Source organism: Paenibacillus qinlingensis (assembly GCF_031455095.1).
Lineage (GTDB): Bacteria > Bacillota > Bacilli > Paenibacillales > NBRC-103111 > Paenibacillus_E > Paenibacillus_E qinlingensis_A.
Genome location: NZ_JAVDSB010000006.1, coordinates 109,131 through 132,316 on the forward strand (window position 1 = coordinate 109,131; position 23,186 = coordinate 132,316).

The 23,186-nt window shown below is 45.7% G+C and carries 21 protein-coding genes; 9 read left to right on the forward strand and 12 right to left on the reverse strand.

Translation table 11 applies throughout. The features are described from left to right. Nucleotides 1–10: 10 nt before the first annotated feature. From J2736_RS17890 to J2736_RS17910, 5 genes are all read right to left on the reverse strand, one after another. The gene (locus J2736_RS17890) at nt 11–796 is read right to left on the reverse strand and encodes a DUF3919 family protein (protein WP_310499953.1); all 786 of its coding nucleotides are present in this window, start codon (nt 794–796) and stop codon (nt 11–13) included. Nucleotides 797–839: 43 nt separating this feature from the next. Beyond that, on the reverse strand, nt 840–2,273 hold the full coding sequence (locus J2736_RS17895; protein ID WP_310499954.1) for a sensor histidine kinase: 1,434 nt from the start codon (nt 2,271–2,273) through the stop codon (nt 840–842). A 3-nt stretch (nt 2,274–2,276) separates the two neighbouring features. Then, nucleotides 2,277–2,951 carry a response regulator transcription factor gene (locus J2736_RS17900; protein ID WP_310499955.1) on the reverse strand — a complete coding sequence of 225 codons (675 nt, stop codon included), beginning with the start codon at nt 2,949–2,951 and terminating at the stop codon, nt 2,277–2,279. Nucleotides 2,952–3,451: 500 nt separating this feature from the next. Then, nucleotides 3,452–4,720, reverse strand: a complete 1,269-nt coding sequence (locus tag J2736_RS17905) for a sensor histidine kinase (RefSeq protein WP_310499956.1) — start codon at nt 4,718–4,720, stop codon at nt 3,452–3,454. Then, nucleotides 4,720–5,400 (reverse strand): response regulator transcription factor, encoded by a 681-nt coding sequence (locus tag J2736_RS17910; protein ID WP_310499957.1) that lies wholly within the window; start codon nt 5,398–5,400, stop codon nt 4,720–4,722. The genes J2736_RS17905 and J2736_RS17910 overlap by 1 nt, the downstream gene beginning before the upstream one ends. 196 nt (nt 5,401–5,596) lie before the next feature. Here J2736_RS17910 and J2736_RS17915 point away from each other — a divergent pair, with 196 nt between their 5' ends. The 9 genes from J2736_RS17915 to J2736_RS17955 all read left to right on the forward strand — a co-directional run bounded on the left by J2736_RS17915 (nt 5,597) and on the right by J2736_RS17955 (nt 14,553). Further along, nucleotides 5,597–6,334: a polyphosphate polymerase domain-containing protein gene (locus J2736_RS17915; RefSeq protein ID WP_310499958.1), complete on the forward strand. Its 738-nt coding sequence runs from the start codon at nt 5,597–5,599 to the stop codon at nt 6,332–6,334. Next, the gene (locus J2736_RS17920; RefSeq protein WP_310499959.1) at nt 6,331–7,011 is read left to right on the forward strand and encodes a DUF4956 domain-containing protein; all 681 of its coding nucleotides are present in this window, start codon (nt 6,331–6,333) and stop codon (nt 7,009–7,011) included. The genes J2736_RS17915 and J2736_RS17920 overlap by 4 nt, the downstream gene beginning before the upstream one ends. Nucleotides 7,012–7,042: 31 nt before the next feature. Continuing rightward, on the forward strand, nt 7,043–8,851 hold the full coding sequence (locus J2736_RS17925; RefSeq protein ID WP_310499960.1) for a carbohydrate-binding domain-containing protein: 1,809 nt from the start codon (nt 7,043–7,045) through the stop codon (nt 8,849–8,851). An 888-nt stretch (nt 8,852–9,739) separates the two neighbouring features. Then, complete coding sequence (locus J2736_RS17930; RefSeq protein ID WP_310499961.1) at nt 9,740–10,120, forward strand: GntR family transcriptional regulator; 381 nt, start codon at nt 9,740–9,742, stop codon at nt 10,118–10,120. A 3-nt stretch (nt 10,121–10,123) separates the two neighbouring features. Further along, on the forward strand, nt 10,124–10,837 hold the full coding sequence (locus J2736_RS17935) for an ABC transporter ATP-binding protein (protein ID WP_310499962.1): 714 nt from the start codon (nt 10,124–10,126) through the stop codon (nt 10,835–10,837). Continuing rightward, nucleotides 10,838–11,581: a hypothetical protein gene (locus J2736_RS17940; protein ID WP_310499963.1), complete on the forward strand. Its 744-nt coding sequence runs from the start codon at nt 10,838–10,840 to the stop codon at nt 11,579–11,581. A gap of 2 nt (nt 11,582–11,583) precedes the next feature. After that, entirely contained in the window at nt 11,584–12,663 is a 1,080-nt protein-coding gene (locus J2736_RS17945) for a DUF4097 family beta strand repeat-containing protein (protein WP_310499964.1), read from the forward strand. Nucleotides 12,664–12,683: 20 nt separating this feature from the next. Then, nucleotides 12,684–13,616 (forward strand): ABC transporter ATP-binding protein, encoded by a 933-nt coding sequence (locus tag J2736_RS17950; RefSeq protein WP_310499965.1) that lies wholly within the window; start codon nt 12,684–12,686, stop codon nt 13,614–13,616. Then, nucleotides 13,609–14,553 carry an ABC transporter permease gene (locus J2736_RS17955; RefSeq protein ID WP_310499966.1) on the forward strand — a complete coding sequence of 315 codons (945 nt, stop codon included), beginning with the start codon at nt 13,609–13,611 and terminating at the stop codon, nt 14,551–14,553. Before J2736_RS17950 ends, J2736_RS17955 begins: the two co-directional genes overlap by 8 nt. Before the next feature lie 68 nt (nt 14,554–14,621). Here the strand turns inward: J2736_RS17955 and J2736_RS17960 are convergent, their stop codons facing one another. The 7 genes from J2736_RS17960 to J2736_RS17990 all read right to left on the reverse strand — a co-directional run bounded on the left by J2736_RS17960 (nt 14,622) and on the right by J2736_RS17990 (nt 23,178). Further along, nucleotides 14,622–15,284: a hypothetical protein gene (locus J2736_RS17960; RefSeq protein WP_310499967.1), complete on the reverse strand. Its 663-nt coding sequence runs from the start codon at nt 15,282–15,284 to the stop codon at nt 14,622–14,624. A gap of 33 nt (nt 15,285–15,317) precedes the next feature. Next, nucleotides 15,318–16,964: a thiamine pyrophosphate-binding protein gene (locus J2736_RS17965; protein ID WP_310499968.1), complete on the reverse strand. Its 1,647-nt coding sequence runs from the start codon at nt 16,962–16,964 to the stop codon at nt 15,318–15,320. Between the two features lie 7 nt (nt 16,965–16,971). Beyond that, on the reverse strand, nt 16,972–19,044 hold the full coding sequence (locus J2736_RS17970; RefSeq protein WP_310499969.1) for an EAL domain-containing protein: 2,073 nt from the start codon (nt 19,042–19,044) through the stop codon (nt 16,972–16,974). Between the two features lie 472 nt (nt 19,045–19,516). Continuing rightward, nucleotides 19,517–20,989, reverse strand: coding sequence for a DHA2 family efflux MFS transporter permease subunit (locus tag J2736_RS17975; RefSeq protein WP_310499970.1), 1,473 nt, complete (start codon nt 20,987–20,989; stop codon nt 19,517–19,519). After that, a complete protein-coding gene (locus J2736_RS17980; RefSeq protein WP_310499971.1) occupies nt 20,982–21,443 on the reverse strand; it encodes a MarR family winged helix-turn-helix transcriptional regulator in 462 nt (153 codons plus the stop codon). Before J2736_RS17980 ends, J2736_RS17975 begins: the two co-directional genes overlap by 8 nt. A gap of 138 nt (nt 21,444–21,581) precedes the next feature. Further along, nucleotides 21,582–22,262 (reverse strand): ABC transporter permease, encoded by a 681-nt coding sequence (locus tag J2736_RS17985; RefSeq protein ID WP_310499972.1) that lies wholly within the window; start codon nt 22,260–22,262, stop codon nt 21,582–21,584. Beyond that, nucleotides 22,243–23,178: an ABC transporter ATP-binding protein gene (locus J2736_RS17990; RefSeq protein ID WP_310499973.1), complete on the reverse strand. Its 936-nt coding sequence runs from the start codon at nt 23,176–23,178 to the stop codon at nt 22,243–22,245. The genes J2736_RS17985 and J2736_RS17990 overlap by 20 nt, the downstream gene beginning before the upstream one ends. Nucleotides 23,179–23,186: the final 8 nt, after the last annotated feature.

Below are 23,186 nucleotides of genomic sequence, written 5' to 3' on the forward strand. Positions count from 1 at the left end.
CCTCAATATGTTAGGAGGCATCACTTAACTTGAAATAGGCTTTATGGTTGGTTTCATCTAACAAATCGAACACAATAAAGTAAGCGTTATCATACCGGTCGAGATGCAGCCAATGCTTTCCGTTCACAGCTTCATCGGTTAATTGTACGACATAGTGGCTGCTAGGCTGTTCAGCCATGAAGTCGAAATGACTGAAATCGATCAACCTCGCTGCAGAACGCATCTGTGTCGTTAGTGCAGCCCGTTCCCCTTCGGAAATCGTTGTAAGGAGCCCATCCTGCAAACGGAAGACGTGATGATCTCGATTAGCAATAACACCGCTTACCGTATCTGCTGTGAGCGTCTTGTCGATGAGCATATTCTGCAACTTCCGAATTTCAGCGCTAATTTCCAGTGAATTGACGGAGTCTGATCCGAAGCGAAAGCCGCTGGTGCCGATTTGGAAGGGGATATCCTCCTGATCCAGATAGGCAATGGAGCCCGTTAACAGTAAACGTGAAGCGTTTGCACGCGTCTGCGGCTTACCTCCGTTGAGTATGCGAGTAAATGATGCTTTCCACGCAATCAGTTCTTTCGGATCATCAATGGAAATCGTGCCAATACCAGGATACGTCACGTTCATGCGCATGGGGACACCGTCGAACATGTCACGGCTGTTGGCTTCCTTAGGGACGATACGCACTTCATCGACGCCGATACGAAACACATAGGCAAAAATGCCGATCAACGTACAACCAATCACGATTTGTAGTAAGATGAGACGCAACCATGAAAGCCCTTTCTTCTCCTCTTGCATGTAGATTACTCTCCTTTTATCTCAGAAAAATCATCGATTTGTATCAATTTTGTAACAAGCCTTGGGTGAGGGGAGGTTCGGTTTGGAACATTAAAATGACTTCAGTACCCATTTTCTCGCGGCTATGCACGGTGATGTTACCGCCTTGCAGCTCCATTAATTGCTTGCAGAGCAGTAGACCAAGCCCATGGGAATGCGTCGAAACAGGACGCTTCTGATTGTGCTCGGAAGAAAATAGTGCAGCTGCATCTTGCCCACTTAAGCCTTTGCCGTTATCCGAGATGCGTACATGGCAATGATACTCCAACTGCTCTAATCGAATATAGAGATGTGTGCATTCACTATGTTTAATCGCATTTTCAATGACGTTGAACAGTACCTGCTGCGTGCGCTTGGGATCAACGTAGACCTCGCACGGCTCGACCTGCAGCGTTGTCGTAATGGATGATTTATGCAACGTAGGTTCAAGAATACGCAGACTATCCGTTAGAATTGCCGCCAGATCTGCGCGCTCAAGCTGTACACGCCAAGCTTCATCACCTTTCAGCGAAGTTTGCAAAAGTTCTTCAACCATTTGTAACAGACGTGTACTTTCCTTGCGGATGTAGACATTGCAGGTTCGAATATCGTCGACACGCTCCATTTTGTCAATCAGATCAGAAAAGCCAATGATTGAGGTTAGCGGCGTTTTGAGCTCATGCGTCACATTATCATAAAATTTCTTCTGTTTGCTTTGTTCATACTGGAGGAGTTCGATATGCTCTTGGAGTGCTTCTGACATTTGATTGAAGTCATCGGCGAGTTCTCGCACTTCGTCTTGACTGGTGACAACGATCTTTCGGCTGAAATCACCAACAGTCACTTGCTTTAGCGCCTGTTGGAGCGCGTGCAGCGGCTTCATGATAAAGAAGGAGAAGGAGTAGCTCGCCAGCAGCGCGATGAGTAAGCAACCGAGTGCAACACCAATAAACCAAGAGCGCATCTCCGAAAGCGTCTCCTCGTGCTTATTTAAATCAAGGAGGTAGCGGAACCCACCTACAATCTTGCCCTCATAGGTGAAAGGAGAGGCATAAATAAGAATTTTGTTGTTTTCACCCTCTGTAATGACGGTTGCGGATTGCCCAGCTAGTGCAGCATCAATGTCGCTTCGTTTCATCAAATCTTCTTTGTTGCCGCTATCCCCGATAATAGTACCCTCCGGATCAAATAGCTGTACTTGGAAGTTGCTGTTAGCTGCAAGGTGGGAGGCAATCAGCGGGGCATAGGTCCCGGAAAACAACTGTTCAATACTAATTTTTTTATCGTTAACAATTTTTAAAGCTTCAATGCGGTGTAGACCGTAATATTGATCTAAGGTTTGCGTATCTCTCTCGATCATGCTTTTACTCAGGGTATAATTCACAACAACATACATCGAGGCAAGCAGCATGATGATCGTTATCGAGTGTTGGATGAACAGTTTATTGCGAAGCTTCATGGCTTAAACCTCCAGTTTATAGCCCGTACCATGAACTGTGGCGAGCACGTGATCGTAGGGTTTGATTTTCTCCCGCAGACGATTCACCATCATATCGACAGACCGCGTCTGCCCGTAATACTCGAAGCCCCATACCTGGTCCAAGATGTGTTCGCGGGTAAAAACTTTCTTAGGATTTCTGCACAGCAGCCAGAGGAAGTCGAACTCTTTGCTTGTCGTTTTAATCGGTTTACCAGCCAGTTTGAAGGATCGCTCATTTCTATCAATTTCGATTATGCCAACTTGAAGGACGTCTGCAGCTTGTGCGGTTGTATCCGATGTTACACGGCGCATAACAGCGCGAATACGCATAATAAGTTCTCGTGTCTCAAATGGTTTGGTTAAATAATCGTCGGCTCCGAGCTGGAAGCCAAGTATTTTATCATTCATTTCATTTTTGGCCGTGAGTACAATCACGGGTATTTCTTTATGGATTTGCTGGAGTGTCTTCAGGAGCTCAAAGCCTGACTGATCAGGCAACATTAGATCTAGCAAGATGAAATCGATAGGCTCTGAGGCGAGTACCTCAAGACTAGAAGCGACAGTTCCAGCTACAACAGGATGAAATCCCTCTACTTCCAGACTTAATTTGAGCAGCATTTGAATGCTCGAATCGTCTTCAATAATTAATATATTCATAGGAAAAGTTCCTTTCCGATCGCATTTTGCCTACCTCATTCAACACGTATGAAGTGTATTCCTTGTGTATCCATTCTACACAAGGAATACGACATGTAAATACGTGAATGAAATGGGGCCCTCTGAAAAGGGGTGGAACGCACATCATCATGGGAGGATGGGGCTGGAGGCAGGTTTAGTCCGAATTAGCCCAACTAATCTCGCTGAGAGTACTGGGAATTCTTATTTAGTCCGAAATAACCCAACTAAAACGGCCCAAATGAACCTCACGGGAGGAAATTCGATAAATAGTTCGGCAAAACCTGACTAATTGTCCTTTTTAACGGGGAAACCTTGTTTTAATTTGGAAATATCGGACTATTGGGGGCTTCCAGGTAGATTGCAAACGAAAGGAGGGATGCGCAAAGCAAGCAAAAGAGCTAAACGGATCAAGGATCAAGGCCGCTTAGCTCCTAGCAACTCACTTATCTAATTGTCGAGTATGAACGATATCCACAGTGCTAGGAAGGGAGCTGCACATAAAACGACGTCAGCTCGTGCTGCACACTTTTAGCATATATTTTCCCCTTATGCTGCTCCACGATCGACTTCGCTATGGCTAATCCAAGCCCGTAGCCGCCGTGCTTGCGAGAACGCGAGAGATCGGCGCGATAGAAGCGATCGAAAATCCGCTCCACATGCTCGGGCGGGATACCCTCCCCTGTATTCGTTACGGTGAGCAGCGTATCGTTATGATGATTCTTGAAGGTGAGTGTGATAGCGCCTTTTGGTGGTGTGTACTTGATCGCATTATCCAGCAGTATCATGACAACCTGTTTGATTTGCTCGCTATTGCCGTGCGAGATCAGGTCAGGCTCAATCTCATAGTCTAGCGAGAGATCTTTCTCGAACACGACAGCTTCCATGGTCAGAAGGACACTTTCAACCGATTCGCTCACATTGAAATTACTGTACAGCATATTTGCCCTGGCATCATCCATTTCAGTGAGGTAGAGGAGATCGTTCGTGAGCGTCTTCATCCGTTCTGTCTCCGATTTGATGCGATGCAGCCATTTGGATTGACTTTCGATGGTATCTTCGTTATTCGCTAAGAGAACATCCGCATTGGTATTGATGACGGCTAACGGTGTTTTCAACTCGTGGGAAGCATCCGCGATGAATTGTTTCTGCTTCTGGAAGGCTTCGCGGACTGGCGCGATGGAGCGGTTAGCGAAATACCGGCTCGTAAAGAAGATAACAATCAACATCACCAAGCCGACGATCGTGAATGTATAGACGAGATTCGTAAGAATGTTTTGCTGAGCCGTAACGTCGAGATAGACGATACCATAACCTGCGTTATTTTTCTGCACCATATAAGCCCAGCGGTTGCCATCGAGTGTGAACTGGCCGATATCCGATTTGCTGGCGGAGGCTTCCTTAATGGCTGTTTCATAGAATTCCGTGTCCATGTCAAAACGGGAATTGGTTCCCACGAGCTCCCACTTCGCATTTGTCTGCAGCTGAAAAGAAACGGACCGCTCTGGCGGCGGGTTCGTATACCCTTGAGATTCCTGCGGAGGATGGCCTCCTCCAGGTCCAAGCTGTGGATTCCCCTTTTTTCCATCAGGCTTCAAAAAAAATTCAGAAACGCGATGCAGTTCCATATCGATGTCGGTTCGCACGTTCTGATAAGTAATAAAATAAATCGTAGCGAAGGATAAGAGCATGATGCAGGAAATAATAACGAGATTTACAATCAGGAATCGGTTGCGAAGCTTACTGAACATTAGGATGTCACCTCCTCAAGCACATATCCGACGCCTCTAAGCGTGGTGATGCGGACCGCCGCGTGTAAGAAGGTTAGTTTTTTGCGTAAAAAAGAAATATAAACCTCCACATTGTTATGCTCCACCTCAGAATCGAAGCCCCATAGCTTCTCAATGATCTGTTCCTTCGATGTTACGGCCTGTTTCCTCGTTATTAGCAACTCCAGAAGCTCGCTTTCTTTTAAAATTAACTTCAATTCCTTCCCCTTGCAGGTCAGTTTCAGATTTCCGGTATGCAATTCGATGTCCCCGAACTTCAAAGCATCTTCCGGTACGACCTCGCCTTTGCGTCGTAACGCTGCGCGTATCCGAGCTAATAGCTCCTCCGTTGAAAACGGTTTGGCCACATAATCGTCGGCACCGTAATCCAACCCTGCAATTTTATCCGAAATTTCTCCTTTAGCCGTAAGCAGAATTACAGGTGTCGAAATTCCCTTGGCGCGCAGCGACTTGAGGATCATGATCCCGTCCATCTCAGGCAGCATGATGTCGAGCAATAGAAGATCATATATACCGCTTAACGCGTTATCCAGCCCTGATTGGCCGTCATGAACGGCATCAACGGAATAATGGTGTTTTTTTAAAATCTGAGTTAAAGCTTCTGCTAAATGTACTTCATCTTCCACGATTAGAATTCTCATGGTCGTTTCCCCCTCAGTGCCTCAAGGTGCTTGCAAATGGCATGGCTTCATTATAGGCGTGTGAACCTTTAACCAACCTTAATAGTAGCACTACCGATGTGGATTTACGAAAAAAACATAAACCCTCTCCCATTTAAGTTTCACTAAAGGTTCGGGGGCTAAGATACAGACATGAACAAGAAGGAGGCGCATCACAATGGCGATTGAAGTATTTAATCGGTATGAAAACAAGTATCTGATGGATACGAAAGCCTTTTACACCATTTATAATCGACTGCTCGAATATATGGAAATGGACGCTTACAACAAGAATGAACAATTCTATTCGATCAGTAATATCTATTTTGACACGGAACATGATTCATTAATTCGAAATTCACTGGCGAAGCCGAAGTACCGTGAAAAGCTGCGAATAAGGGCGTATGGCGTTCCAGCTGGGGATGCAAAAGTATATTTGGAGCTGAAGAAGAAAGTGTTCGGTCTTGTGAATAAAAGAAGAACAGCGCTGAAGCTGAATGAGTCGTATGATTTTGTACGAACGAAGCTAGAGCCTGACTTCAAGGACTATATGAATAAGCAGGTGATTCAGGAAATTAAGTATTTCTTACAGCGGTATGATCTGGAGCCGAAGGTATATCTGGCGTATGACCGGATTGCGATGTTTTGCAAAAATAATCGAGATTTGCGGATCACATTCGACACGAATATCCGTTCCAGACGGAATGATCTCAAGCTGGAAAACGGCGATCATGGGGAGCAGTTGATGGGTCGCGGGCAATGGCTCATGGAAGTGAAGGCGGAAAAAACGATTCCGCTCTGGCTGTCGAGGATGCTGTCGGAGCACGAAATGTTTCGAACGAGCTTCTCCAAATACGGCAACGAGTATAAGAAAATGAAAAATGAACAACTAACGAAGGAGAGGATTCAAATATGATCGATTCCATTTTTGCACAAGTCACCGCAGGCACAGAATTAACCCTAATGAATGCTTTATTAACCATCATTACAGCGATTGTATTAGGCGCGATAATCAGCGTTACGTATATGAAAACACAAACAAATTACACACAAAGTTTCACGTTAACCATGATTGTTCTGCCCGTCATCGTAGCTATTATTATTCTATTAATTGGCAGCAACATTGCTAGAGCATTCAGTCTTGCAGGAGCATTCTCGATCATCCGATTCCGAAGCGCTCCAGGGGATCCGAAGGACATTGCGTTCGTCTTGTTCACGATGGCGGCAGGTCTTGCCTGCGGTGTGGGATCGTTTGGTTATGCAGTGCTTTTTACAATTATCCTATGCGTATTGATGTTTGTTCTGAAAGCGACGAATTTTGGAGCTAAGAAGGCTGCACAGAAGCTATTGAAAGTAACGATTCCTGAGAGTCTGGGATATGAAGAAGCGTTTGATGAAGTTTTCAAAATGTTCGACATTGCCTATGAATTGAAAAAGGTAAGAACGACCGAATTAGGCAGCTTGTATGAGCTAGTTTACGTTGTGACGATTGATCATTTGACGAGTCAAAAAGAGTTCCTAGACGCTATTAGATGCAGAAATGGAAACTTAGATATTACCTTAACGATGAGCCCTACAGCGGCTGAATTTTAAAATCAGGCAAGTGAGGAAGGAAGAGATTTCTATGAAAAAACCGTTGAAAATGAAGGGTGCAAGTGTACTACTAGTATGTGCTATTGTGTTAGCGGCATGCAATGAAACGACATATATAGGTTCACCGACTACGGAGGCTACAGCAGCAGCAACGACTGCAGCAACGACGGGAGCAACAGCCTCAACGGCTGCCAGTGGGAAAGCAGTGACTACGGATATCATCCAGAATGTTAAGTATGCGGCTGATAATGCTTATACGGATTGGGCTTCTGCGAATCCGACGAAGATTGCCTTGACGGGTGCGAGTGCAACGATTGAGGGGAAAGGTGCAGAGGCGAAAGATGGGAAGATTGCGATTACAGCAGCAGGGACGTATGTATTAAGTGGTAAATTGACAGATGGTCAAATAACGGTGAATGTGAAGGATAAAGGCGTCGTTCGCATCGTACTAAATGGAGCGGAAATCTCGAATAGTGCATCTTCTGCGATCTATGTCGAAGAAGCGGGCAAAGTGATTATCAGCTTACAAGAGGGGACAGAGAACCTTGTTTCTGATGGAACGAAGTATGTGTATCCGGATGCTACGACGGATGAGCCGAATTCGGCGATCTTCAGTAAAGACGATCTGACGATTAATGGATCTGGGAAGTTGGTCGTGAAAGGGAACTACAATAACGGCATTACCAGCAAGGATAAGCTGAAAATCACAGGAGGCATCCTAGACGTTCACGCAGTGGATGACGGCGTGATGGGCCGCGATTTGGTAGCTGTCCAAGGGGGGACCTTGACCATCGATGCGGGCGGACACGGCATCAAAACCTCGAACGATACTGCGGGAGAGGAAGGTTATATCAGCCTTGCAGGCGGCACCTTCACGATCAAATCCGGCGAGGATGCGCTGCATAGCAGCGGCGGCTTAGATTTGAGCGGTGGAGATGTTCACATTAACGCTGGCGATGATGGCATTCACGCCGAGGTATCCCTTGCTATCGCAGGTGGTACCATCGATATCACGCAAAGCAATGAAGGGATCGAGGCGCCGGCGGTTCTGATCTCGGGTGGAACTACCAATGTCGTCTCTACGGACGACGGTGTGAACATCTCCAGCGGCAACGCTGAGTCCGCTGAGGGTGGCGGTGGAGCTGGCGCTAGTAAGGCTGAAGCGGCTCCAGCAGGTAGGTCAGGCGGTGCCCCAGGCGCATCCGGTGCAAATTCGACCAATATGCTGACGATTACTGGGGGCTTCCTATCCGTCGACTCGAAGGGTGACGGGTTGGACTCTAACGGTTCCATCACGATGAGTGGTGGAACGGTCATCGTCAACGGCCCGACGGAGAACAACAACGGCGCGCTCGACTATGACGGCACATTCGTCATGACCGGTGGCTTCCTCGTCGCGGCGGGAAGCTCCGGCATGGTGCAAGCGACATCCGACAAGTCGACGCAAGCCGGCGTGCTCATGACATACACCAAGACCCAGCAAGCGGGGGCACTGGTTCATCTTGAAGATAGCGCAGGCAACGCCATTATCACCTTTGCGCCAGCGAAGAACTATCAGTCCGTGTTCGTCAGCTCTCCGAACCTGAAGCAGGATGTTTCGTATACGCTCAGCACGGGCGGAACATCGACAGGCACCGCTGCGAAAGGCCTTTATGACGGTGGCACGTACCAAGGCGGGACGAAGGTCGTTGATTTCAAGACATCAACCATGATTACGTGGTTGAACGAAACAGGCGTAACCACCGCTAGAAGCGGGATGATGGGTGGCCCCGGCGGGCAAGGCGGAGGCGGCATGCCACCGCAAGGTGGTGGACAACGTCCGCAACGAACCGCACAGTAAGTCAGATGTGTGTTACGAAGCTGTCCTCACGTAGATCACCTACGTGGGGACAGCTTTTTCGCTCATACATACACGCTAAGAGGATTAAGCAACGTTCTTTTTGCATGTTGGAGAGCGAGGCTTCCCTCCAATTAGCAGGGGGGTATGACGTATGTCAAGCTGGTTGTGTGTAGAGCAGGAGTAGTAGAAACAGATGGATTTTATACAGTTAAATTTCAGCAATTTCCCACCAAATGAGGATTAGATGGATAACCTACAGTTAATTTTATACAGTTTAGCTAATATGAGCAAAAGGGGCGATTTTAACTACATATTTTACAGTTAAATCGGGTTTTCGAAGAAATATCTCGGAAATAGCTACATATTTTCCAGTTAATACAACTGTGTAAGGCACGTTTCCCTCATTTCCCTCAAAGCCCACCGCCACCGGTACTCCAATCCACCTCTATCCCCACCCTCAAAGGGAACGTAGATGCGCTAACACACCAAAAATTGGCTAGTTTATGCCTGTAGAGGAACGAGAGTACGCTAAGTGCGCGATTTTTCGTGTTTTTTGTGTTTTTTTGATTGGATAGGACACTCACGTTCCCTTAGTTTGTGTTTTTCATCTTTTTTGACTAAATAGGACACTCACGTTCCCTTAGTTGGCAATTTTCATCTTTTTCGACTACATAAGTCACCCACGTTCCCATGAAAATCGTTCCAATCGTTTCCCCTATATCACGGCCAATAATGCGTCCCCTAGTACCCTTCCCCCAAAGTAGGCTTACCCCCACTGGCATGCCTCCCCCCCAAAAAAAGCCATTGACAATTCATTAGGATGCAAATATTCTTATAGTGCACTAGTTCAATAGTGCACTGGTTTGCGGTGTAGAGGAGGGTAGGACGGTGCAACTTAATTTTAATAGCCCGAAACCGATTTATTTGCAGATGGTCGATGAGGTGAAGAAGGCATTGGCGAGGGGCGAGTTGTCGCCTGGTGATAAGATTCCGTCGCATAAGGAACGAGCGCAAATATCACAAGTGAATCCCAATACGGTGATGAGAGCTTACCAAGAGATGGAGCGGGTGGGTTTGACGGAGACGTTACGTGGGCAGGGTACTTTTATCAAGAATGATTCGCAGATGCTCCTCTCGATTCGATCAGAAATGGCGCAAGCCGCCGTCGATCAATTCATTGAAGAAATGCGTGGTTTGGGCATTAAACCGGACGAAATGGCGCAAATGCTGCGCAATACCATACATAATGATCGCAAGGAGGAGGGATAGACCGTGTCGAGTGAAGAGAATCCGTATATGATCGAGCTCCATAGCATTCATAAGAAGTATTTGTTAAAGAAAGCGATAAGCGGCATCGATCTTCGGGTCAAGAAAGGTACGATTGTTGGCTTACTGGGGCCTAATGGGAGTGGGAAATCGACACTGCTCAAGATGATGGCCGGTCTGATTTATCCTACCTCAGGCACAATTCTTGTCGGCGGCAGGAAGCCGGATGTGCATAATAAGCAGCATGTCGCGTACTTACCTGAGATTGACAATCTGTACGGGTGGATGACGGTGAAGGAGTCGCTGCAATTTATATCGGGGTTCTACAAGGATTGGCAGGCAGAAAGAGCGGCAGATATGCTTGTCAAAATGGAGCTGAACGAGAACCAGAAGGTTCGGAATCTGTCCAAAGGGATGCGAGCGCGCTTGAAATTGATTGCTGCTTTATCTCGGAAAGTGCCGTTGATCTTACTGGACGAGCCGTTCTCAGGTATTGACCCCTCGTCTCGAGCGAAGATTATCCGCTCCATTATCAGCGAGTTCCAATCGGATGAACAGACGATTGTGCTTTCAACCCACTCGGTGAATGAATCGGAGCCCATGTTCGATGATGTCATTTTTCTGCAGAATGGGCAGGTTACGATATTCGACTCCACGGAAAATTTGCGTGACACGTACGGCTGCTCGTTAGAGAACATTTGGGAGAAGGTGTACGGGTAGATGGCACTCTGGAACCTATTCAGGAAAGAAATGAAAAGTATTTTCCCTTTATTCGGGTTTTTCGCAGTGGGTGTAGTTGCGCTGCACGTCATCGTTTTGTACAAAAGCGCTGATTTTCAAATGGACGCAACCATGGTGTTGGCGCTCGTTATCCCTTACTTATTCTTAGTCGCCTTAGCGATAGGAACAGGTTACTATCAGCTCCATGTGGAGTGGAGAACGAACTCGATTTACCTTCTGCTGTCCTTGCCCGTTCGAGGGTGGAAAGTACTAGCAGCCAAATTAGCGGCAGTGCTTTCCTTATTGATTGCAACGTCCATCGTGATTGCAGTAAGCTTTGCGAGCTTGTTACTCCGTGTGATGTGGGTGGAAGTAAGCACAAGCGAGGATTGGTCGGAACTAGGGCCCAGCCTAATGAGTCTAGTACTCAATCTCTACTGGATCTGCCTTTTTGTTATGTTGTTCTTATTAATTGTCGTGCAGTTCACGTTCCTATGTGGGCAGCTCGTAGCCAAATTCAAATGGTTTGTGATGGTCAGCGCCTTTTTTGGCATCATTTGGCTAGTCTTTCGAATCAGCCCGTTGTTATCCGACTTATTGGCATGGACACCAGATATCGTGATTGGACATAAAGATTCTGATATGGCTTTCTTGCATTCAGGACCCTTTATTGTGCTCGGGTTACTCTGCATAGGGTTAATTGCGCTAAATGGTTTCATTTTCGAGAAAGAAGTGGAGGTGTGAGGATGTTTTTCCAGCAAAAAAGAAGTATTCTTCTCATCTCCGTAGTGATGCTATTCCTGCTCTCGATTCTGGATGTTTCCATTCGTAAGGAAGATACCCTTCAAGCTTTCAGTGAGCAATTCGTGAATAACGAGAAGACAGATGCCTATATCGGCGAGAGACGAGCTGTAACGGCAACCGCGCAGCATCTAACAGAAATCAACAAGCCAGAGATAAAAGAAGTGCTGCTAACAAGCCAGCGAGGAAAAATATCTGTGCAACGTTCAGAGACGCCCACGATTCAGTTAAAGTATACGGTAACTGTTTCAGCCGCGAATACAGAGATAGCTGATCGCAGGAGAGACGCTGTTAAAGTCGAAGGAGAACTTCAGAATGGACAACTCACGTTTGTTACGACAGCGAACGGAAAGGCCATTGATCCCGACCATGTATCTATGGATTATGTACTTGCTATCCCCGATACGATGAAGTCGACGATTGAGAATGAAGATGGCGCTGTGCGAATCAGCGGGATTAACGGTAATGTTACGGCCACATCTACCAGTGGGCTCATGGAAATTGTCAATGTAAAGGGAGATCTCAAAGTGAAATCCTCCTATGGAAGTCTTTACATGGCCGACATTAAGGGGAATGTTGATCTAGTCAATCGATCGAGTACAACGAATATTGATCATACCCAAGGTAATGTAATCCTTGATCATCAATCAGGTCATACCGATCTAACAGACATTATTGGAGAAGTTACAGGGAATGCGAACCACGGTTCCGTATTTTATCGCGAATTGAAAGGTTCTGTGTCCGTTGTAGGACAGGGTGCCGATATGAAATTCGACCATATCCAGGGAGACACGCAAGTGGTGTCGGACAAGGGTGGTAACCTGACGTTCATTTTGTCCAAAGATGAGGGGTACACGTTGGATGCTGCGGTGAGCAAGGGACGCATTCAGTCCTTACTTCCTTTACCTATTCAGAAGGTGACCGATAACGAATATGGAACCCGCATGAACGGCGTACTGGGACAAGGGACACGAAAAATAGGGGCTAAGATGAAGTCTGGCGACATCATTTTCCAAGTTAACTAAATTGAGAAGGAGGCTTATTCATGAGCAGTGAACCTATCGTAAGTCTGCGCGGGGTTACGAAGCGAATCGGGCGAACAACCATTATTGATAATCTAACGTTTGATGTGCCGCAAGGGGAGATCTTCGGATTCCTCGGGCCGAACGGTGCAGGGAAGACGACAACGATCCGTATGATGGTCGGATTAATGTCCATCACGCAGGGCGAAATTGTGATTAAAGGGAAGAACATTAAGCATGACTTTGAGCAAGCGATCCGCCATGTGGGAGCGATCGTTGAGAATCCGGAAATGTATAAGTATTTAAGTGGCTATCATAACCTTATTCATTATGCGCGTATGGTACCTGGGGTTACGAAGGAACGAATAGACGAAGTGGTCAAGCTGGTGAAGTTAGAGACGCGGATTCATGACAAGGTGAAGAAGTACTCGCTGGGTATGCGCCAGCGATTGGGTGTTGCTCAGGCGCTGCTGCACAGGCCGTCACTTCTCATTCTGGACGAGCCAACGAATGGCCTAGACCCTGCAGGGATCCGGGAGCTGCGTGATTACCTGCGTCATCTGACGCGATCCGAAGGAATCACAGTGATTGTATCCAGCCACTTGCTAAGTGAGATGGAGCTGATGTGTGATCGTGTTGCTATTCTTCAGCAGGGCAAGTTAGTTGATGTGAAAACGATTCAAGATTTCATGGCAGATTCGCAGGATGGGACGCAAACGTATTTGATTGAAGCTACACCTGCGGAGCTGGTGCACGCTGCGATTGTTGGCATGACAGGTGTAAAAGATGTGAAGATAGTTCCTCAAGGCGTAGAAGTTGTGACAGAGAGAGACTGTATTCCTGACATTTTGGCAGATTTGATGCGTAGAGATGTCCGGATCTATGGTGTTCAAGTGCTGCGGCTATCGTTAGAAGATCGGTTCTTGGAAATGACAGGGGGTGAACAAGTTGGTTAATTTGATTCTGAACGAGAATATGAAGCTCTACCGTCGTGTACGTACATGGCTCATGGTCGCTATCATGATTGGCGCCGTTTTCTTAGGCAGTTTCATGGATTGGTACTACGATGACAAATCGGGAGAGGTCGATGCGTGGCGGAATCACGTGATTGAGCAGAAGCAGGAGCTCGCAGATGCGCTGAAGGAGCCCAAACGGAGTGCAGAGAGCAAGGCAAGTATCGAAAGGCAGATCGCTAGGTACGATTACCATCTCGAGCATAATATTCACCCGGAAGGGGGGACGATGTGGAGCGGAATAAATGATTCGGCGCATATGATTATCTTGATCACCTTGTTCACAGTTATTGTTGCGGGGGACAGCTTGGCGGGTGAATTCACGACAGGGACCATTAAGCTGCTCCTGATTCGACCTGCGAATCGAACGAAAATTTTAGTGTCCAAATATATATCGATGATTGCTTTTGGTTTGTTCTTGTTAATTATTCTGTTCGTTGTGTCTATTCTAGTAAACGGAATTCTATATAAGTTTGGGTTAATGGACCTGCCCCTAGTAACCATCGATGCGGCGGGCCAGGTTGTAGAGAAAAGCATGATTGCTAATCTGTGGAAAACCTATCTGCTTAATGGCGTATCTACGATTATCTTCGTCACCATGGCCTTCATGATTTCCTCTGCCTTCCGCAGCAGTATCATGGCGATTGGATTTTCCATCTTTGCTTTATTTGCGGGAACGATCTTCTTGGAACTCTTGCAGCGTTACGAGTGGAGTAAGTACTTGCTGTTCTCTAATATTGATCTGTCCCAGTATTTGAGTGGCCGCCCGTACCAACCAGGAATGACACTTGAATTTTCAATTATCGTGTTGAGTGCATACTTCCTTATTTTCAATATAGTAGCGTGGCTTGTATTTACGAAGAGAGATGTGGCTGCGTAAAAAGTGGATAATAGCTAGAATAAAGAGGCACCCGCTGGGGTGCCTCTTTACATTTCGTAATCAGCTATCTAATAATAGTCTTTTATAACGGTTACAAGCTTCCCGATTAATTGTCCTTTGAAAGCTTCTGGAATAGATTGACCTGCTGGGTTTGAATAATGATAATTTTGCATCTCTAAATGATAAGAAAATCCTAGTGTGAGTAAGAAGTCATGAAGTTCGGTGGGGAATTGATCGATTCCTATTGTGTTCTTATAGTAATCTGTAGCGCTGATGGTTACATCAATATCGCCTTTTCCAGTACTGAGACTTATAAGATCCGCAGGGTCTTGTACAATCCATTGACCTTTCGAAAAGATGGATAACCTAGCGTTATCCAAAGTAGCGATTCCTGCTAAATTGACACCGAAAATGTCATTGATGAGACTTCGAATCTCTTCACCTATTATCGTAGGTCCATAGGATAACAGATATCTATCCATAGCTTCTACCTTGGTCATAGACATGATTTCAGCATCGTGATCCGTAGAGGCAGGGTCTATGCCAAATGATTGCCTAATAGGTTCCATGATTTCGAGTGGGTATAAGGCTAATATACTGCCTTCACCGTTAGCGGAGATGTCATCTAAGCTAATATGATAAACGATTTCGATAATTTCTCTAATCTTAGGGCCTGTTAGAATTTCGAGATGGGAGGCCAAGTGGCTGTCCATGACCGCTATCTTCGACATCGTACGATCCTCTTTTCATTGTTGGTGGTAAGTTTAATCTAAGCTAAGCAATCTAGTAAGAATCGGAGGAATTTCCAGCGGATCAACCATTACCTCGATGACCGTAGCTGTATTGGACTGCAAAGCTAACTGAACCGCGTTCGTAATGTCTGTTTCATTTTCACAGCGATACGCAAGTGCTCCCATAGATTGGGCAAATAAGCTAACATCCAGTGGTCGCTCAAAGATAGCTCCAACGGACCGTCCTGTGTTATAAGACATACCCTTTTCTACCATATCTAACCGACCGTTATTCAAAACAAAGAAAATAACCGGAATCCCATGGTTAACAGCTGTCGATATTTCTGTGCCGTGCATCATCATGCAGCCGTCGCCGGTCACACAGACGACAGGGCGTTCGGGCATGCCAATTTTCGCGCCGATCGAAAAGCCGATCGCTGCCCCCATGGTTATGAACATTTCAGCCAAAAAGAATGTCCCAGGCTCGATGATTTCGAAATTTTGCACAGCATGAAAAGAGTGACTCCCTGCATCTCCGAAGATAACCGCCTCTTTCGGAAGCACAGACCGCAAACTTCTGAACGCCGCCCCCGCTGACAAAGCGGTTTCCATTGGAGCGGTCGTTGCTGCTGCTTCTGCACGAGCTGCTAGCACTTCATGCTCTTTGAGGGATGCTCCGCTTTGCATAATGAGATGATTCAGGTTGTATGCGATATCGCCTAGGATGACTTGCGTTGGTGCTTGAAGGGTCTTACCTGCGAACGTAAGGTCATACTCGAATTGCAATACCCTCTCTGGCTCCATGTCAGCCGTAAATCCGGATAAAGACATGTCGCACAATTTGCTGCCAACAACGATCATCAAGTCAATGCCCGATTTCATATATGCTGTCGCATTTATCGAACCGCCGAGGCCATATCCGCCCAAGTATAAGGGATGGTTAGTGGAGAATGCCCCTTTCCCACCCGTTGAAGTTACGACAGGAATTCCCCAATGTTCGGCAATAATCCGCACTTGGGTGTATGTTTCTGCTGCTACGGCACCTTTGCCCAGAAAGAGAACAGGTTTCTTAGCCTCATTTATTAAGGATACGGCTTTATCAATATCAGGCGATACAAGTGGTGAAATGTGGTCCGGCAAAGGCAAATAGAAGGAATCCACTTCCTCCATCAGCACATCAAATGGGATGCAAAGATGAACGGGACCTTTTTCACCTGTGTAGGCTTTTTCCAAGGCATGTTTAAGGTATAAGTAAAGAAGATCGGCTCGCTCGACGCGAGCACTAAAGAGGGTCACGGGTTCGAACATTTTAACCAAATCTACTGAAAATTGGCTTGAATCCTGACTTAAAGCACGTCCAGTCTCTTGCATCGAAGGCTGTCCGGTGATAAATAATACAGGTAACTGGAACTCTTTGGCATGCCCCGCGCCTGGAATTAGATTCGTTCCTCCAGGTCCGGAAGTACCAATCGCAATTCCCATCGTTTTTTTCGCTAGTGCATAACCTGACGCTTCAAACCCGCATCCGGCTTCGTGGCGACCTAGCACATATTCAATTCCGTAATTGTCAAGTTCCAGCATCAGCGGGGAAATAGACTTCCCCGGAATGCCGAATACGTGAGAAATACCCCAATTTTTAAAATGCTCGACTAATAATGTATACACTCTCTTTTTCATCATATCACCTTTACAATTTGGTATCGATTTCCATTGTTTTCATCAACAACTGCTCAATTTGTTCTGCAGGTAATGGTCGATGATAATAAAAACCTTGTACTTCATGGCAGTTCTGACTACGCAGAAAATCCAATTGTTCCTTAGTTTCTACACCTTCTGCGATTACATCAATTCCAAGGTTATGGGCCATAGCAATTATTGTAGCTACAATATCTGCGTCATTCGAATCCGTCATAATATCCCTGACAAAGGATTGATCAATCTTTAACCGATCAATGGAGAACAATTTTAAATAGTAGAGATTGCTGTAGCCTGTCCCAAAGTCGTCGATGCAAATTTGTATACCTAATTCCTTCAGTCTTCCGAGTACCTCAATCGCGACTTCAACATTCATAGTCATCGACTCCGTAATTTCAAGCTCAAGGTATTGGGGATCTATGTGAGTTTCGTGTAAAATCTCTGTTATCGTCTTTACCAGATTCTGCTTTGAGAATTGGCGAGAAGAAAGATTGACCGATACGCTCATAGGAGGGTATCCTTTTTCTTTCCATATTTGATTTTGAATGCAAGCGGTTCTAAGTACCCATTCCCCAAGGGGGACAATGAGTCCTGTTTCTTCCGCAATCGGGATGAACTTAGCTGGAGGGACCAAGCCGAGTGTAGGGTGATTCCAGCGAACGAGCGCCTCGGTACCAATAATGTTTCCTGTCAGCGTATCGATTTGGGGCTGGTAATATAACACGAATTCCTCTTCGCGCAACGCTTTGCGGATCGAATTCTCCAATGTAAGCTGTTCAATACCGCTGCTGTTAGGGCTAGGTTTGAAAATGTTATAGTTGTTCTTTCCGTCTTCTTTCATACGGTAAAGAGCAATGTCAGCGTTCTTCATCAGCATCTCGCCATTCATGCCATCTTGAGGATAGAACGCAATACCGATACTAGCTGTTATATAGAACTCATAGCCTTCCACTGCAAACGGTTTCTCAAATGCTTTTATTATTACTTCCGCAACATGAATGGCTTCTGTATGATCCGTCATCTCTTGCACGAGGATCGTGAATTCGTCCCCACCCATTCTTGAAACCAATAGATTAGGCGCATGGCAGCAAGTTTTTAGACGCTCGGCAACTAGCTTCAAGAGTGTGTCACCATTGTTATGACCTAGCGTGTCATTAATCTTCTTGAAGCTGTCCAGATCAAGAAACATGACGGCAAAGATACTTTTTTCTTGTATCCCGTGTCTCAGCAATTCATCAATATGCCGGGTAAAAAATCTTCGATTCGGTAAACCAGTTAAATCGTCATGATAGGCCAAGTAATTGATCTGCTTTTGCGTATGATAACGCTCCGTGATATCGCGAAACTGCGCAAATGCACCCATGATCTGCATATTCTCATCGCGAATAGGGAAGGCGTCGAACAGGCAAACCAGCTCGTCTTGCCCCTTCTGAGGGAGAAGCATCAATTCCATATCTTCGTATTCTTTTCCCGTTTGAAGAACCTCTTGAATGAAATCATTTGTTTTGGCATCCGGGATAGGTTTATTAATGACATCCTGTTTTTTGGAACCTGTTAAAATTTCAGCAAACTTGTTAAACTCGGTAATGATCCCATCACGATCAGTAATAATAATGCCGTTTCTTGTTGTTTCGATGACCACCTGATTCAAAATGTGCAATCGCCTATTTTGCTTTTTCAGCATGAGTTCTCTTTCGATAGAATCTACGACTGTGCATAGCATCGCCAATAAAAATGGATTATGCTGATCAATCGCTGTCATGATCGATATCGTTCCGAGCAATTTGTTGCCATCTGAATGCTTGAAGGGTACGGTATAGCAGGCAGAATACCCCAAAAATTCGTAATAATGATCGTTCCCAATAAGTTGAAACGGCTGACAATGTTCCAAAACTAAATTAACGCTGTTGGTTCCTGCTTCATGTTCGTTGAATACGAGACCAACCGTAATGCCCGATTGCTCGATCACGCTCTTAATCGCTTCATCTCCGGCCATTTCCAGCACGCAGCCATTCTCATCCGTGATTAAGATTAGGACAGGTATCCCTTTCATGAGCTCTAGCATTTTATGAACAAAAAAAGTAATAACGGATAATATTTCTTCGTATTCAGCTCGTTTGAGAGTCAAATCGACTTCTGATAAAATGTTAGAAAAGGTGGGAATCCCCCGTGGATTAATACCTAGCTTTTCACATCTCTTTTTTGACTCCAAGATTAAAGATACATTGCTCAAAGCAATCCCCCTTCGCTACCATGAAATTGCAAAAAATTATATTTGAAAAATCTAGAGTAACCCCAGTATTTATCGTTTCACTTTCATTATGTCTATTTATCTCGTTTTTTGTCAATTTATTTATATTTAATTTTGTGAAAAAAAGTAAACACTAAAGTGGTTTGACAATTTTTCCTTAGACCCGATAGGGTTGTGAGTATCGCCAATAGTAATTTATCATAAACGAAAGATTATAGTAGAAAAAGCTCATCTTCACAGATGAGCTTTTTTGTCGTTCTATTTTGTAAAATAAATCGCGTCTTCTTTAGGCTGCTTTATCAACATTAGGTTCTTCGGCTGGCGTAGTCTTTCTAATAAAGAAGGCTAGCACCAGCGCGGCGAGCGTCATCCATGTTGCGATTTCAAAAGAGAAATTGATCCCATATACCGTGGCATGATGCGTAACGTCAGCCATAGCTGCTGCGTCTTTTGGATCGATTTTACCTGCTACAACAAGATCTTTCGCTCGGGAAGTTGCCGTATTCGTCATAATTGTAACCAGAATGGCTGTACCGAGTGCACCAGCGACATTTCGCAGTGTCTGGGACATGGCCGAACCATGCGCGTTCAAGCGTCTTGGCAGTTGATTCAAGCCTGCTGTTTGAATTGGCATCATCAGCATGGACATACCAAACATCCGAAGCGTGTAAATCAGCATGAGATGGGAATACGTAGAATCCACAGTAAGGTGACTGAATTCAAAAGTTGTAATCGTTGTAATCGTCAAACCGATAACCGCGAGCCAACGTCCACCGATTTTATCGAAAATAATACCCGTCACTGGGGACATAATGCCCATCAGGATGGCACCAGGCAGAAGCAATAGTCCAGAATCTAATGGTGAGAATCCACGGATATTTTGTAAGAAGATCGGTAGCAAGACCATAGCAGAAAACATCGCCATCGTAATGATGACATTAATGACAGTAGTTAAGGAGAACATGCTGTATTTGAACACGCGAAGCTCGAGAAGTGGTTTCTCTATTTTAAGCGCGCGCCATACGAATAGAAGTAAAGCTAGCGCGCCAATAATTAAGCAACTCACAACCGTAGTGCTGCCCCAACCATCGGATCCAGCATCACTAAATCCGTACAATAAACCACCGAAACCAAGCGTAGAGAAAATGACGCCAAGAATATCGAATTTAGGTGTAGACGTTTTGATCACATTTTTCATGGAAAAAGCGCCGAAAACCAATGCAAATAAAGATAATGGCAAAATAATATAGAACAGCATACGCCAAGAATGATGCTCAACAACCCACCCAGACAAAGTCGGTCCAATGGCAGGTGCACAAATCATAGCAAGCCCCATAAGGCCCATGGCTTTCCCGCGTTCAGCTACGGGGAAAATCGTTAGGAACACAATCGTCATCAGCGGCATGAGAATACCAGCGCCGACCGCTTGAACGAGACGCCCGGTTAATAAAAGGCTAAAGCCTGGGGAGAAGGCACAAATGATGGTGCCTAGTGCGAAAAATCCAGATGCGACTAAGAATAACCTTCGCGTCGTAAAGCGAGAAATCAAAAAGGCACTGATCGGGACGAGAACACCGTTCGCGAGCATATAACCATTGATTAACCATTGAATGGTGTTTTCATTGACATCTAAATCCTTCATCATGCTCGGCAAAGCAACATTTAGCAAGGTTTGAGCTAATAGGGCAACAAAAGCCGCGATCAGCAGGGATGCGACGATCGGGCCTCTTCGTAGGGTGTTCGTAACAGCATTACTCATACGTAGAATCTTCCTCCAGTTCTTGGTGCAGAATGCGCACAATTTTTTGGTGAATACGAAGCAAACTGTCGATTTCTTCATCCGACATTTGCAAGAGCGGAGACATGCGCTCCACTTGGTTTTCTCGCACGCGTTGAAGCAACTGCTCGCCTTTGTCTAGCAGCGTAAGGGTGACCGACCGGCGGTCTGTGCTGGATTGTTCGCGGGATACCAGTTGATCTCTAACCATGCGATCGATAATGCCGCTCGTCGTGCTTTTGCTCAATTGAATGTATTCGGCTAGCTCTGATAGCGTGATGCCAGGCTTCTCATTTAGCTTTCGAAGGACGAATGATTGAATCGGTGTGACGTTCAAATGTTGGTAAGCTTTACTCATCACCTGATGAAAAGCTTGTTTGACCTCTCGTGCGGACTGAATGATTTCGAGTGTACGCTGTTGTTGCTGATCGTCCATGTTCATTCCTTCCTCCAATTAAATTTCGCACGCGAATAATTCGTATGCGAACTATTATAGAAGCTTATGTAAAGTACTGTCAAACGAATAAATTTGGTTGTTTATCCTATTTTGTGTATATAGCTGAATAGAGCCAATCTACAATTGGCTCCTCCGCACACCCGCGTACGCCATAAGAACTCCGAGTGCAAAGCACAATAAGGCTGCCATCACGAAGTTTCCATAGCCATCTTCAACTGAGAGGTTATTGACAATAACCATGGCGGCATTCGATAGAAGAAAGGAACTTATGATTAAGGCAGGCATTGTTTTGCGGATCATACCCAAATAAAGGGGAATCAACGCTACACTTGCGCAAGCGAAAGCGAAAATCAGCATGCGAATCGCTTCTTGCTGAAGCCGCTCGGTAGTGAGCGGTTCGGTAATGTAATGGTAATGTGAATTGGCAATCAGAAGTGAGATCACCACGAAAATATTGTTGAGTAACTCCGTGACGAATGTCCAAGTCCCGATAATGATCAATTTAGCCAAGAAGATCATCTTCCGAGGTACAGGGTAAGCGAAGAGTAGGGTAATCGTTTTGTTGCGATATTCATCAATGATCATTCGTGACATCAATACGGAAGCGAAAATGATGAAGGTAACTCCCGAATAGTTCATAATACTCTGGAAAACGCGGTCATAGCTTCTGACGCCATTGTTCGGTACGTCGCTGCTCACAACCCATAGCGCTACCATGAGATTGGTAATCACGGCGCTAAGCAGTAGTCCGCGCCACTTCGTTTTCTTCAGTTCCAGCTTAATGAGCTTCCAAAGCATCACGGTTTCCTCCTTCAATGACCCCGAGGAAATAATCTTCGAGCGAGCGAGTCTTCTTGTTCAGCGCTTCAACGCCAATCTCATGTTGGACGAGTAAGCGATTCAGCTCCACAGGTGCAACGCGGGGATCATAGATACGTATGGCGCTGTGGTCCATGATTTTATAATTAACGATAGCCAGCTTATCCTCCAGAACAAGTACAGCCCGCGGCACATCGGTCACGACAATCTCGGTATATTCGTTATGCCGTCCTCGAACCTGTTCCATGGAGACCTCTTCGAGCAGTCTGCCATGGTTGATGACACCGATCGTATCAGCTAATTGCTCAATTTCCTGTAAAATATGGCTAGAAATAAGCAGGGTCATGCCAAACTCTTTGCTCAACATGCGAAATAGATCGCGGATTTCACGAATCCCCGATGGATCCATGCCATTCACAGGCTCATCGAGGATGAGCAGTTCGGGCTTTGTAGAGATGGCCCGGCCAATGCCAAGACGCTGTTTCATACCTAGTGAGAAATCCTTCACGGGCTTATTGCCAATGTCGGATAGTCCAACGAGATCCAGTGTTTCGTGAATCGCATTTTTATCGTAATAGCCCATATATTCGCAGTGCAGCTCCAAATTCGCGCGTGCAGTCAGATGGTCATAGAAGATCGGATATTCAATAATGCTTCCCATTCGTTTCATCGTTTCGTAAGAGCGGGGGGTTAGTGGAGACCCGAATAATTCAATCTCTCCGCTAGTAGGCGGGATGAGATTCGTAACCATACGCATCACCGTTGTTTTGCCCGCACCATTAGGACCAAGGAAACCGTAGATCTCGCCACGACGAACATGCATGTTGACATTGGAGACAACTTCGGCTTTTTTGTACCGTTTAGACAATTGTTTGGTTTGCAGAATAAAGCTCATCACTTCGG